The 12621-nt window shown below is 66.0% G+C and carries 16 protein-coding genes and 1 tRNA gene; 7 read left to right on the top strand and 10 right to left on the bottom strand.

Going from position 1 to position 12621, the window contains the following annotated elements:
• The first annotated feature begins 61 nt into the window (after positions 1-61).
• Positions 62-1099 carry a zinc-binding dehydrogenase gene (locus tag C0V75_RS11335; RefSeq protein ID WP_101921047.1) on the top strand — a complete coding sequence of 346 codons (1038 nt, stop codon included), beginning with the start codon at positions 62-64 and terminating at the stop codon, positions 1097-1099.
• An 81-nt stretch (positions 1100-1180) separates the two neighbouring features.
• A tRNA-Thr gene (locus C0V75_RS11330) sits at positions 1181-1256 on the top strand.
• 262 nt (positions 1257-1518) lie between these two features.
• Here C0V75_RS11330 and C0V75_RS11325 read toward each other — a convergent pair.
• The 6 genes from C0V75_RS11325 to C0V75_RS11300 form a co-directional block, all read right to left on the bottom strand.
• Positions 1519-2238 carry a sulfate/molybdate ABC transporter ATP-binding protein gene (locus tag C0V75_RS11325; RefSeq protein ID WP_101921046.1) on the bottom strand — a complete coding sequence of 240 codons (720 nt, stop codon included), beginning with the start codon at positions 2236-2238 and terminating at the stop codon, positions 1519-1521.
• A 10-nt stretch (positions 2239-2248) separates the two neighbouring features.
• The gene (gene cysW / locus C0V75_RS11320) at positions 2249-3112 is read right to left on the bottom strand and encodes a sulfate ABC transporter permease subunit CysW (protein WP_101921045.1); all 864 of its coding nucleotides are present in this window, start codon (positions 3110-3112) and stop codon (positions 2249-2251) included.
• Complete coding sequence (gene cysT, locus C0V75_RS11315; RefSeq protein ID WP_101921044.1) at positions 3105-3941, bottom strand: sulfate ABC transporter permease subunit CysT; 837 nt, start codon at positions 3939-3941, stop codon at positions 3105-3107. Before cysT ends, cysW begins: the two co-directional genes overlap by 8 nt.
• 9 nt (positions 3942-3950) lie before the next feature.
• On the bottom strand, positions 3951-5069 hold the full coding sequence (locus tag C0V75_RS11310) for a sulfate ABC transporter substrate-binding protein (RefSeq protein WP_371410685.1): 1119 nt from the start codon (positions 5067-5069) through the stop codon (positions 3951-3953).
• 92 nt (positions 5070-5161) lie between these two features.
• Positions 5162-5413 carry a hypothetical protein gene (locus C0V75_RS11305; protein ID WP_101921043.1) on the bottom strand — a complete coding sequence of 84 codons (252 nt, stop codon included), beginning with the start codon at positions 5411-5413 and terminating at the stop codon, positions 5162-5164.
• Between the two features lie 248 nt (positions 5414-5661).
• On the bottom strand, positions 5662-6120 hold the full coding sequence (locus C0V75_RS11300; protein ID WP_101921042.1) for an Rrf2 family transcriptional regulator: 459 nt from the start codon (positions 6118-6120) through the stop codon (positions 5662-5664).
• 209 nt (positions 6121-6329) lie between these two features.
• Here C0V75_RS11300 and C0V75_RS11295 point away from each other — a divergent pair, with 209 nt between their 5' ends.
• The 5 genes from C0V75_RS11295 to C0V75_RS11285 all read left to right on the top strand — a co-directional run bounded on the left by C0V75_RS11295 (position 6330) and on the right by C0V75_RS11285 (position 9164).
• Entirely contained in the window at positions 6330-6800 is a 471-nt protein-coding gene (locus tag C0V75_RS11295) for an Lrp/AsnC family transcriptional regulator (RefSeq protein ID WP_101921041.1), read from the top strand.
• Positions 6801-6893: 93 nt separating this feature from the next.
• Positions 6894-7469 (top strand): alpha/beta hydrolase, encoded by a 576-nt coding sequence (locus C0V75_RS11290; protein ID WP_101921040.1) that lies wholly within the window; start codon positions 6894-6896, stop codon positions 7467-7469.
• Positions 7466-7642, top strand: a complete 177-nt coding sequence (locus C0V75_RS22975) for a hypothetical protein (RefSeq protein ID WP_158241831.1) — start codon at positions 7466-7468, stop codon at positions 7640-7642. The genes C0V75_RS11290 and C0V75_RS22975 overlap by 4 nt, the downstream gene beginning before the upstream one ends.
• On the top strand, positions 7642-7788 hold the full coding sequence (locus C0V75_RS22970; protein ID WP_158241830.1) for a hypothetical protein: 147 nt from the start codon (positions 7642-7644) through the stop codon (positions 7786-7788). Before C0V75_RS22975 ends, C0V75_RS22970 begins: the two co-directional genes overlap by 1 nt.
• A complete protein-coding gene (locus C0V75_RS11285) occupies positions 7785-9164 on the top strand; it encodes an FAD/NAD(P)-binding protein (RefSeq protein WP_101921039.1) in 1380 nt (459 codons plus the stop codon). Before C0V75_RS22970 ends, C0V75_RS11285 begins: the two co-directional genes overlap by 4 nt.
• Here C0V75_RS11285 and C0V75_RS23285 read toward each other — a convergent pair.
• From C0V75_RS23285 to C0V75_RS11265, 4 genes are all read right to left on the bottom strand, one after another.
• Complete coding sequence (locus C0V75_RS23285) at positions 9161-9598, bottom strand: hypothetical protein (protein WP_216821442.1); 438 nt, start codon at positions 9596-9598, stop codon at positions 9161-9163. The two genes, C0V75_RS11285 and C0V75_RS23285, sit on opposite strands and share 4 nt — an antisense overlap.
• Positions 9599-9671: 73 nt before the next feature.
• Positions 9672-10598: a sulfurtransferase gene (locus C0V75_RS11275; RefSeq protein WP_101921038.1), complete on the bottom strand. Its 927-nt coding sequence runs from the start codon at positions 10596-10598 to the stop codon at positions 9672-9674.
• A gap of 239 nt (positions 10599-10837) precedes the next feature.
• On the bottom strand, positions 10838-11857 hold the full coding sequence (locus tag C0V75_RS11270; RefSeq protein ID WP_216821441.1) for an AbrB family transcriptional regulator: 1020 nt from the start codon (positions 11855-11857) through the stop codon (positions 10838-10840).
• Between the two features lie 28 nt (positions 11858-11885).
• Entirely contained in the window at positions 11886-12494 is a 609-nt protein-coding gene (locus C0V75_RS11265) for a DapH/DapD/GlmU-related protein (RefSeq protein WP_101921036.1), read from the bottom strand.
• Between the last annotated feature and the right edge of the window lie 127 nt (positions 12495-12621).

Here is a 12621-nt window from a genome sequence, read left to right as displayed (position 1 = left end):
GCCCGGGCATAGCCAGAGCCCGCGCCGGATGCTTGGCTGACCCCCTGACAAGGGATACCTCATGCGCGCCGCCATCCTGACCGCCTATCGCGAAGACCTGCAAATCGACACCGTCCCCGATCCGGCCTGCGAGGCGGATGGGGTGGTGCTCAGGGTGCTGGCCTGCGGCATCTGCCGCAGCGACTGGCACGGCTGGGTGGGCGAACATCCAAAGGTCAAGCCAGGCGCGATTCCGGGCCATGAATACTGCGGCGAGGTGGTCGAGGCCGGGCCGCTCGCCCGCTGGAAGCCCGGCGACCGGGTGATCGCGCCCTTCATCCTCGCCTGTGGCCAATGCCCCGATTGCCAGGCTGGCCAGTCCACCATCTGCAAGTCCCAGCGCGTGCCGGGTTTCGGCGAGCCGGGGGCCTATGCGCAATACATCTCCGTTCCCCGTGCCCATAACCTTGCCCGCCTGCCCGAGGCGATTTCGCCGGTGCTTGCGGCGGGGCTGGGTTGCCGGGTGACGACCGCCTGGCACGCGCTCACGGGCCGCGCCGATCTGCGGGCGGGCGAATGGCTGGCGGTGCATGGCACGGGCGGGATCGGGCTGTCGGCGCTGATCCTCGGCCGCGCTTTGGGCGCGCGGGTCGTGGTCGTGGATGTGGTGCCGGAGAAGCTGTCCCATGCCCTGTCGCTCGGTGCCGAGGCCGCCTTCGACGCCCGCGAGGGCGATGTGGCCGCCCGGATCGTGGAGGCGACGGGCGGCGGCGCCCATGTCTCGATCGAGGCGCTGGGGATCGCCGCCACGGCCAATGCCTCCATCGACTGCCTGCGCCCGCTGGGGCGGCATGTTCAGGTGGGCTTGCCCACAGGCCATACCGCACGGATGGAGGTCCATATGAACGCCATCTACATGAAGCAGCTTGCCGTCTATGGCACGCGCGGAATGCCCGCCTGGCGCTATCCCTCGCTGCTGGACCTGATCACGCGGGGCGTGGTGGACATGTCCCCGCTGATCGCCCGCACCGTGCCCCTCTCTGGCGCCAGCGCCGAACTGCGCGCCTTCGACGGCCCGATGCCCCCCGGCGTGGCGGTGATCGACGATTTCACCCGCTGATGGCTTTTGCCCGCCGGGTGCATTTTTCTGCCGAAGGGGGCTACACACCGCCTGGGAGCGGTGCTAATAGCCCGCCACCAGGCCGCTGTAGCTCAGCTGGTAGAGCACGTCATTCGTAATGATGGGGTCGGGGGTTCGAGTCCCTTCAGCGGCACCACTTCCTTCTCTAAGCCATTGGATAGCCTCAGCTTTATCGTTGGATAAGGCGAGCGTGGAACGTGGCGGGGGGCAAAGCTCCACCCCTGCCCCTTGTGAAGGTTGGCGCCTCCTCCTTCACAAGGCGCCTCCCGTACGGCCTTCGGCACCACCACATGTTCCCCCGAATCTCATGCTCGCTGCGAACAGGGGCAGCATCTGGGGCGGCTTCTGGCGTCGTCAGGGCAGCACAGAAGCTCTCCAGCACCCGCGGTCAAGGCGCCTCACGCCGTGATGAAATCCTTCACGAAGGCGGTGGCGGGGCGGGCGCGGATGTCGGCGGGTTTGCCGATCTGTTCGATCCGGCCCATCGACATGACGACGACGAGGTCGGCCAGTTCCATCGCCTCTTCCTGGTCATGGGTCACGAAGACCGTGGTCAGGCCTGTCGTGTCGTGGATGTCGCGCAGGCCCTGCCGCAATTCCTTGCGCACCTTGGCGTCCAGCGCGCCGAAGGGTTCGTCGAGGAGCAGCATCCTCGGTTCGATGGCCAGCGCCCGGGCCAGTGCCACGCGCTGCCGCTGGCCGCCAGAAAGCTGCGACGGATAGCGCGCGCCGATATCGGGAAGCTGGATCAGTTCCAGCAGCTTGGTCACGCGGCGGGCGATTTCGGCCTTGGTGGGCCGGGTCGCGCGGGGGCGGGCGTTCAGGCCATAGGCGATGTTCTCGAACACCGTCATGTGCCGGAACAGCGCGTAGCTTTGGAACACGAAGCCCGCGCGGCGTTCCTGCACCGTCAGGCCCGTCGCATCCTGCCCGTCAAAGAGGACGCGGCCGGAGGTCGGGAATTCCAGCCCGCCAAGGATGCGCAGAAGCGTGGTCTTGCCCGATCCCGAAGGGCCGAGCAGCGCCACCAGCGCACCCGAAGGAATGGAGAGCGACACCGGATGCAGCGCGGCGGTGGTCCCGAAGGCCTTGGAGATTTCGTCGATCTCGATATGCATGGCAGGTCTCCTAATGGCGGTGGTTCGCGGCGAGCTGATCGGCATGGCGCAATTCCAGAAGCGTCTTGAGAAGCAGGGTGAGGAGCGCGAGAAGCGTCAGGACGGCGGCGAGGCTGAAGGCCGCGACGGAGAGATATTCCTGATAGAGCATCTCGATCGTGGTGGGGATCGTGGCGGTTTCGCCCCGGATCTTGCCCGAGACGACCGCGACCGCCCCGAATTCCCCCATTGCGCGGGCGTTGCAAAGGAGGACGCCGTAAAGCAGCGCCCAGCGGATATTGGGCAGCGTGACCGTCCAGAACACCCGCCAGCCGGAGGCGCCGAGGGTCAGCGCCGCCTCTTCCTCGGCCCGGCCCTGTTCGATCATCACGGGGATGAGTTCGCGGGCCACGAAGGGGAAGGTCACGAACATCGTGGCCAAGATGATCCCCGGCATGGCGAAGACGATGGGATAGCCCTGCGCCACCAACCAGCCGCCAAGGGCCGAATTCGCACCGAACATCAGCACGATGCAGAGGCCTGCCACGACGGGTGAGACGGAGAAGGGCAGGTCGATCAGGGTGATCAGGAAGGCCTTGCCGCGGAAGTCGAACTTGGTGATGAACCATGCCGCCGCGACGCCGAAGATGGCATTGAGCGGCACCGAGATGGCGGCGATGGTCAGGGTCAGGCGGATCGCATCGCGGGCATCGGGCGAGGCGAGGCTTCTGAGCGCCTCGACCGCGCCATCGGCCAGCGCCTCGACAAACACCGCGATCAGGGGTGCGAAAACGAGGATGGCCAAGCCCGCAAAGGCCAGCGCGATCAGCGTCCAGCGGGTGGCGGGGCTTTCCTCGGTCGCGGCGCGGAACCGGATTTGGGTGGCGTCAGACATATCCGATCCTCCGACGGCTCCAGACCTGGATCAGGTTGATGACCAAGAGCATCGCGAAACTGATCAGCAGCATGGCGATGCCGATGGCCGCCGCCGCGTCATAGTTGAACTCTTCCAACTGAATGATGATCAGGAGGGGGGCGATTTCCGTCAACAGCGGGATGTTGCCCGCGATGAAGATGACCGACCCGTATTCCCCCACGGCCCGCGCCAGCGCGAGGGCAAATCCCGTCAGCGCGGCGGGCGTCAGCATCGGCAGGATCACATGGCGGATCGTGTGCAGGCGTGACGCGCCGAGGGTGGCCGAGGCTTCTTCCACTTCACGCTCGATCTCTTCCACCACGGGTTGCACGGTGCGGGTGACGAAGGGCAGGCCCACGAAGACCAGCGCGATGAAGATGCCCCATTGGGTATAGGCGATCTTCCAGCCGATCTCGGCGGCCATCTGGCCGAAAAAGCCGTTGGGCGCGTAAAGCGCGGTCAGCGAGATGCCCGCCACGGCGGTCGGCAGGGCGAAGGGCAGGTCCACTGCCGCATCAAGGATGCGGCGGCCGGGAAAGCGGTAGCGCACGAGGACCCAGGCCAAGAGGACGCCGAAGATCAGGTTGAAGAGCGCGGCAAAGAGCGACAGGCGGAACGACAGATAGAGCGCCGCCCAGACGCGTTCCCGGTTCACGGTTTCCCAGATGCCTGCCAAACCGTAATGGGCGCCCTTCAGAAGAAGGGCGCCGATGGGCAAAAGCACGACAAGGGACAGCATCGTCAGGGTGATCCCCATGCTCAGGCCCAGCCCGGGCATGGGGGATCGGTGGATGAGAGGTTTGCCCATCACGGTTCCTTATTTCGGGACGTAGATCTGGTCGAAGATGCCGCCGTCGCCGAAATGTTCGGGCTGCACCTTGGCCCAGCCGCCGAAGGAGGCGATGTCAACCAGCTCCAGCTTGGGGAAGCGGGCGACGTCTTCCGGGTTGGCCTTGGAGGCGTCCCAGGCGCGGTAGAAGTGCTTGAAGGCCAGCGCCTGCCCTTCGGGCGAGTAGAGGTAGTTCAGATAGGCCTCGGCCAGCGCCCGCTGGGCATCGGACTTGATATTGCCATCGACCAGGGCGACCGGCGGTTCGGCAAGGACGGAGACGGAGGGGACGACGATGTCGAACTGATCCTCGCCGATTTCCTTCAGCGCGAGATAGGCCTCGTTCTCCCAGGCCAGCAGCACGTCACCGATACCGCGCTGGGCGAAGGTGGTGGTCGATCCCCGCGCGCCATTGTCCAGAACCGGAACGTTCTTGTAGAGCGCGCCGACGAATTCCCGCGGATCCTGCCCGTTCTTCTCGGCCCAGGCCCAGGCGGCGAGGTAGTTCCAGCGCGCACCACCGCTGGTTTTCGGATTGGGCGTGATGACCTGCACGCCGTCTTTCACCAGATCGCCCCAGTCGGCGATGCCCTTCGGGTTCCCCTCGCGCACGAGGAAGACGATGGTGGAGGTATAGGGCGAGGAATTGTTGGGCAGTCGGGTCTGCCAATCGGCCGGGAGCTTGCCCGCCTCGGCGATCTTGTCGATGTCCGAGGCCAGCGCCAGCGTCACCACCTGTGCCTCGAGCCCGTCGATCACGGCGCGGGCCTGGCTGCCGGAACCGCCATGGCTGACCTCGATCTGCGGCGCCTCGTTGCCCTGGGCCACCCACCAGGCGGAGAAGGCCTCGTTGAGTTCACGGTAGAGTTCGCGCGTCGGGTCATAGCTGACATTCAGCAGGCTCTCGGCCTGAACCGGTGCCGGGGCAGAGCCGAGCGCCAGCAGCGCCACGGCAAGGGCCGATAGGGTGCCGCGCAGGCTGCGGGCAACCGGCCAGCCGGTAAGGCGGCGCAGACCGTCGGCGATGGTGACGCGGCCGTCGGGGAGCTTTTCGGCGACGGGGCCTTGCGCCGTGATCGTGCCGGCAAGCGTGATGGTGGCATGCATGGTCTTCTCCTGTTGCGGGCGCGCCTGCGGCGCGACGGAAGGGGTAAAGGGCACGAGGCCCAGAACGGTAAGCGGGTGGGGCGTGAAGGTCGTCACGACGCGCCTCCAATCGGTTCGATGCGAGCCTCCCACAGGGCGCGGTCACGCCCGGCAAGCAGATCTTCGGCGGCCTCGCCGGGCGACTTGGTGAAGATCAGCAGCGGGCTGCCGTTGACGCGATGCGTCTGGCCCGTGCGGCGGTCGATCAGACGGACGGCACAGGTCTGCGGCTGGGGCGCGCCGCGTGCGGCGGTCGTCCGTTCGGCCGTTCCGGTGAGGGCGGGCGAGAGTGTGGCAGCGGACATCGTGCGTCTCCTCGGTAACCAGCGGGGTGCCTCTTTCGGCGCCCCGTTATGTCTAAAATAACGACACAGTTAGTCGAGTATCGCAACGGAAAAAACACGCCAAAAATGATCGTGTTTATAGAATCCTATTCTCCCGCAGAAGGAGGGATTTCCTGCAAGGCAGGCTTCTCCCTGTCGCTCGGCAGGCGGGCAGGGGGGGGTGATCCGGTCAGTTTCCGCAATCGTCCGGCCGCAGAAGGGACGGGATTTTATCGCGTTTCGCCAATGACTTGCTGTTGCGCCTCCGCAGAGCGCAGCATGTCTTCCAGCGTGAGCGATTCGATGATGAGAAGGTAGGACCAGAACACATCGGCAAAGACCTTGCGGATGCGGCAGGTCGCTTCGTCGGTGCAGTCTTCGCAGCGCTGATAGGCGCGGCGCGACAGACAGGGCAGCGGCGCGATGGGGCCGTCAATCGTCCGCAGGAGTTCGGAGATCGAAACCTCGTTCGGCTTCTTGATCAGGCTATAGCCCCCGGAGCGCCCGCGGGTCGAGGCGATGACACCGGCATTCCGCACTTCAAGCAGGATATGTTCGAGAAAACGCTTCGGCGTCCCGGACCGCTTGGCGATCTCTTCGATCGTCAGGGGTTCGGGGTGGCCTTTCTCGGCCTCGTCCGCGAGGGCCAGAAGTGCCTTGAGGGCGTATTTCATCTTCTGCGTGATCATGCCCAAGCGTTACGCCCCTGATAGACGAGAATCAATGTCGGCATTTGCCCACCCGCCATTTGAACAGCGCGCTGTTGCGAAAGGCCCTTTCCCGGCGCGTGATCCGCCGGGCGGATTAATACACGATCAAGACAGTAGACTTATCGTATTTTTCATGCATGCTTCCTGGAACGGATTGCATGCATCATCGCAGAGGGGACGTTTGCAGGATGGACCTTGACCTCATCGACCGGAAGATCGTCGCCGAACTGATGCGCGACGCGACCATGCCCATCGCCCAGATCGCCGAGAAGGCCGGTCTGTCGCAAACCCCCTGCTGGAAGCGCATCCAGAAGCTGGAGGCGATGGGCGTGCTCACCTCGCGGGTGGCCTTGGCCGATCCGTCCCGGCTTGGCTTTGGTCTGACGGTCTTTGTCGGGATCGAGGCACCGGACCACTCGCCAGACTGGCGGGCGGCCTTTGCCACCGCCGTCGGGTCAATCCCCGAGATCATGGAAGTCTATCGCATGGCGGGCGAACTGGATTACCTGCTCCGCGTCTCGGTCAGCGACATGGCGTCCTTCGATGCGCTCTACAAGCGGCTGACCGATGCCGTCCCGATCAAGAATGTCACCAGCCATTTCGCCATGGAGCGGATGAAGTTCACCACCGCCTATCCCGTGGATACGCGCAACAGGTAAGCCCCAGAGTATCCTTTTCTCTTTCCAGCCACGTCTTTGGAAACTTAATCACGACAAACATGATAGTGTTTTAGCGGGAAAAGGAGTCGCCCCATGCCCAAGACGCTCATCCTGCCCGGACTCGACGGATCGCCAGCGCCGCATTGGCAGCATTGGTGGGCCGCGACCGACCCCAACGCCCTGACCGTCGAACAGCAGGACTGGGCGAGACCCACGCATGAGGCATGGGAGGCCGAGCTTGCCGGGGCGATCCTGAACCATCCGGGCTGCATCCTCGTGGGTCACAGCCTGGGCGCGGTGCTGGCCGCGCGCATCCTGACGCGCTGGCCGCAATTGAAGGTTTCGGCGGCCCTTCTGGTGGCGCCCGCGAACCCGGCGCTCAGCCGTCGCCTTGCCTCCTTCGCCGGGCTTCCGGAACGCCCGCTTGGCGTGCCGACCACAGTGGTTGCCAGCCGTAACGACCCTTGGATGTCCTTCCAGCAAAGCACCCATCTGGCCGAGCTGTGGCAGGCCGAACTGGTGGACCTCGGCTATGCCGGCCACATCAACGTGGCCAGCGGCTTCGGCCCCTGGCCTGTGGCGCTGGACCTGCGTGACCAGCTTGCAGAACGTGCAGGCATCACGGCAGGCAAGGGCGTTGGCCTTTTCGGGCGGAGGGCCATCGCATGACCGCCATCCTTCGCACGCATCGCCGCACCAGCTATCCGGCGCTGATGCTCTTCCTCCTCGTCTATCTCGGCACCCTGGCGGTCATCGTGGCCCCTGACCAGTTCCGGGCCGAACCGCCCGGCCAGACCATCCTGATCGAAACCGTCGGCACGGCACAGAAAGGAGCCCCCTGATGTTCTCCTGCATCCATGATCCCGGCATGGCCCTCTTCCTTGCCGAACACCCGCTTGGCACGGAACCCGAGGCCGGTCCGCTGGAATGGACTGCCTTCGTTTCCACCCTTCTTCTTGCCGTGATCGCTCTCACCGTCCCGGCATGAAGGATCACCCCGGCCCCGACCGATCTTCCTCCTCCGGCCCGGGGCCGGATCGTCCCGGCCCCCATGTCCTGGTCGTGGGGGGCGGGGCGAGCGGTGTCCTCGCCACTGCCCACATCCTCCGCAGCGATCCCTCGGCCCGCGTGACGCTGGTCGAACCGCGTGACCGCATCGGTCTGGGGCTTGCCTATTCCACCCCGGATCAGAACCACCTCCTGAACGTCCGCGCGGGCAACATGAGCGCGCTGGCCGACGACCCGCGGCATTTCCTCGACTGGCTGGCAGGGAAGGGGCAGGACAGCAGCCCCGACCGTTTCGTCAGCCGCCGGGTCTATGGCGAATACCTCGCCGATCTTCTGTCCACAGGGCGCGCACAGCGTCCTGCCCGGTTCCGTAGGGTTCACGGCATCTGCACGGGCCTGTCGGAAAACCCCGCTGGCATCGTCGCCAGTTTCGATGACGGCACGGTACAACTGGCGGATCACGCCATCCTTGCCACCGGCCACAGTCTGCCGCGCCCGGCCGCAGACCGGGCGATCCAGCCCGCATGGGACCCGATCCCCAGCTTGCCCTCCGACGCCTCGGTCCTGATCCTGGGGACCGGGCTGACCATGGTGGATCAGGTCCTCTCCCTCCTCGATTCCGGGTTCGAAGGGCGCATCCTTGCCATCTCGCGCCGTGGCCTTCTGCCCCGCGCGCATCGCCCGACGATCCCGCTGCGCCTCGGCCCGCAGGATGTGCCCTTCGGCGCACCGATGAGCGCGCTTTGCCGCTGGTTGCGGAGCCTTGCCCGCGAGGCGGAAGGCAAGGGCGGCACATGGCGCGATGCGATGGATGCGGTGCGGCCCTTCGTGCGGCGCATCTGGCGCAGCCTGCCCCCCGTGGAACGCGCCCGTTTCCTGCGCCATGGCCAGCGCTGGTGGGACATCCACCGCCACCGTATGCCGCCCGGGTCCGAAGCCCGCCTCCTTGCCGCCATGGCCGATGGGCAGTTCACCCTGCTCAAGGGGGATGTCTTGCAGGTCCACCCTGCCGCATCGGGCATCACCGCCCGCTACCGCCCTTACCGGAAGGCCGCGACCGAAACGCTGGCCGCGACACTCGCCATCGACGCGCGCGGTCTGCGCGGGCGTCCGACGGACTCCCCCTTGCTCGCCCAGTTGCTGGATCAGGGCACCGCGCGGTGGGACACGCTGCGCATCGGCCTCGACATCGCCAATGACGGCTCCGTCATCCGGGCCGACGGCACGGCGTCCCCCCGCCTTTCGGCAATCGGCCCCGTGAGCCGGGCAGCCTTCTGGGAGATCACGGCCATCCCGGACATCCGCGAACAGGCGGCATCGCTGGCAAGGCGGATCGTGCTGGGGCAGGTGGTCTAGCGGATCTCCCGCTCAGCGAGCGGATGTTCCAGGCGGCAGACCCACGCGCGACCAACCCTGTTGGCAGGTGCCGCAGATCGACCGACCACGCCAGAACGCCCGGCAGCACAAGGCCAACCAAAGCCATTGCGGACGAGGACAGCGCCGCGCCCCAGAACCGGCAGAAAAGCAGGCCATTTGCAAAGGTCAGGGATCGGTGCCGCCACGGATTGGAGCACCATCAGCGCGGCAGACACGACCGGGGCCCAGATGCCGAAGGATCGCAGATAGTCGATCAGGCCCGCCACCGCAGCCTCGACCTCGGCGGTGGTCAGCAGGTGGATGCCCGCCCCGACGGCGGCCCGAAGATCGGGCAACAGCAGCAAGGCCGCCCCCGGCAGGCCGACGGCCAGCAACAGCGCCACGGCGGCGATGCGCGAAGCTTTGCGTGTCATGGTATCCGCCAAGACGCGGATCACCCGCGCCGCAAATGGCCGCGGTCAGGCCCCCCCGACCGCGGCAGAAAGATCAGTTCGTCACCAGCGGATAGGAGGCCGCATCCTGCGCCGACCATTCCCACATGGACCCGGCATAGTTCCGCGCCTTGACCCCGATATCGTTCAGCACCGCCGTGACAAAGCCCGACCGGATGCCGCCCGTGCAGTGGGACACGACCTGGGTATCTTCACTCACGCCCAGTTCCGCCAGCCGCGCCTTCAGCGCCTCTCCTTCCACGATCTTTCCGTCCGCGCCGACCAGATCCTTGTAGAAGATGTGCCGCGCCCCGGGGATATGGCCGCCCCGGCTTTCGCCATAGGGCGTCTCGCCCGCATATTCGCGCGGCTCGCGCGTGTCGAGGATCACCACATCCGGCTTGTCGATCAGCGTGACCAGCTCTTCCTTCTTGATCTCATAGGCATCCGTCCGCGCCACGGTGAAATCGCCCGGCACCGCGACCGGCTTCAGCGCAAGGTCGCCCTCCGCCAGCAGCGCCTCGACCCCGCCATCAACGAGGAAGGTATTCTCATGTCCCAGCGTGCGCAGCGTCCAGACGATCCGCCCATCCTCGCCCCAGCCCTTCGCGCTGTCGGCAATCGCCACGACCGGAATGGCCGTCGATATGCCCAAAGCCCGCAGCTTTTCGGTCAGGACCGCGTCATCGGCGAGGAGTTGCCCCTTGTTCGGCAGATCGGCATTGGTGAAATCCTGCCAGACGACGGGGATTGCGCCCTCCACGGGGCGCTCGTCCTTCAGGTCCTGCCCCCGCGTATCCAGCAGGATCGCCCCATTGGCCAACATTTCCCGCGCCTTCGCGGCGTCGATCACCCAGCGCGCGGTGTCGGGGGTCTCGGCGACAGCGACCGAGGGGAGGCCTGCCACAAGACCACCGACAAGGGCGATGGTCGCAAGCGCAAAGCCGCGGCGGTTGACTGCGGGGAAGACGGGTTTCCTCATGGTTCGGACCTCTCTGGATGCCATTCTGGCGCGTGGACAATCGACTCACCTGATCGGCTTTCAGCTTAACATGCCGGGCGCATCAAGACGTTCCAAAGGCCCGGCACGTCGGAGAAGGGGCCTGTTGGGCGGGGGGCGGATCGGGGAAGACATTTCTTGATCCCCGCGGGGCTCCAGCATCCTGCTTTCGGCCGTCTTCACGCATCCGCGCTCCATCCGGCCTTTGCAGGCGGGCAAACCTATCTCTGCCGCAGCAGAAGCGGGGCGACGACGATCACAGCCAGAATGCGGATCACGTGATGCAGCGCGACGAAGGCCACATCGGCCTGGATGGCAAGGGCGATCAGGCCCATTTCCGTCAGTCCGCCCGGTGCCAGCGCCAGAAATCCCTGGTCAAGGCGCACCCCTGCAAGCTGCTGCATCGCCAGCGCACCGCCCAGGGCAAAGGTCAGGGTGATCAGCGTGGCGCCAAGGTTCAGGGCGCAGGCCCGCGCAAGGGTGGGGACAGAAATGCCAAGGAAGCGGCATCCCAGGATCGTGCCCAGCGCGACCTGCGCGGCATTCACCAGCAGAAGGGGCGGCACACTGGCCGTCAGCCCGGCCATGTGCACCGCAGCCGACAGGATCAGCGGACCCAGAAAGGTCGGCGCAGGCAGGCGCAACAATCTGCCCAGCGGCATCCCGATCACCGCACAGGCGATCAGAAGGGCCGCATCCACTGGCCCGATGGCAGCGTCAAGCTTGACCGGCCCAGTGCCCACGTCATGGCCAAGCACAAGGCGAAACAGTATGGCCATCAGCGCGATCGTCAGAACGATCCGCAGCGAATGCGCCAGCACGATCACCGGAACATTCGCCCCTCTTGCCTCTCCGAGTTCAACCATTTCCGAAAGGCCGCCGGGCATTCCGGCGAAATAGGCGGTGGTCCAGTCCTGCCGCCCGACCAGACGGAAGTAGCTGACGATCACGCCTCCCACCGCCACGAGATAGGCCAGAAGGATGGCCAGCGAGGTCAGCATCTCGCCCGCCTGTTCGATGATGCCCGGCGTGAAACGCGATCCCAGCAAGACGCCGATGACAGCGACGATGACCGGTCTCAGCCGGTCCGGCCCGCGGATGGGCCAGCCGGCGACCGAGGTGGCCATCGTGGCGGTCAGGGCCCCCAGCATCCATGGCAGCGGCATGGAAAGCAGATGGAACACACAGCCGCCAAGGCCGCCGATCGACAGCCCCGCCACTATGCGCGCTAGAGATGTCACGCGATGCCCCCGAATGCGCCCCGGCAGATTACGCGTATCTTTCAAGGAAGGCATGAATGTCCAGCGCCCGGAAATCCGGCAAGGCGGCCGTCAGCCGCGCATGGTCCCAGTCCCACCAGGCAATCCGTTGCAGTGCCTCCGCCTCAGGCCTGTCGAACCGCCACTTGATGTGGCGGGCCGGCACGCCACCGACGATCTCATAGGGCGCGACGGGTTTCGAGACCACGGCCCCCGCGCCGACCACCGCGCCCGTGCCGACGGTCACGCCGGGAAGGATCGTGACGCCATGGCCGATCCAGACGTCATGTCCGATGGTCACCCAATGGTCGCGGCGCCACTGGAAGAACGCGTCATCATCCTCGCCAAACCCGAACTGCGCGGCGCGATAGGTGAAATGATGCTGCGCGGCGCGCCAGGTCGCGTGATTGCCCGGATTGATCCGCGCGCCTTCGGCGATCGAGCAGAACTTGCCGATGGTGGACCAGACCACGTTGCCGCCCCGGACGATGTAGGAGTAATCGCCAAAGGTCACTTCGCGCATGGTCACTTGGGCCATGACCTCGGTCCACTTGCCCAAAGTGCAATCAATGAGGGTTGCGCTCTCATGGACGGTCGGCGCTTCGGTCAGGGTCTTCATGCGTTGGCTTCCGCTCTGTGTTGGGGGGTCAAGGGGTTCCGGCAGTCGGACCCGCGCGCCCGGCCACCGGGCCGGGGCGCCATGGGTTTGCCGAGGGTCTTCAGATCGCCCCCACCCTTTCCGGGCA

It is taken from the genome of Tabrizicola sp. TH137 (genome assembly GCF_002855575.1).
Lineage (GTDB): Bacteria > Pseudomonadota > Alphaproteobacteria > Rhodobacterales > Rhodobacteraceae > Paragemmobacter.
The sequence above is the reverse complement of the archived record's forward strand: the minus strand, read 5'-3'. Positions and strand labels throughout refer to the sequence as shown.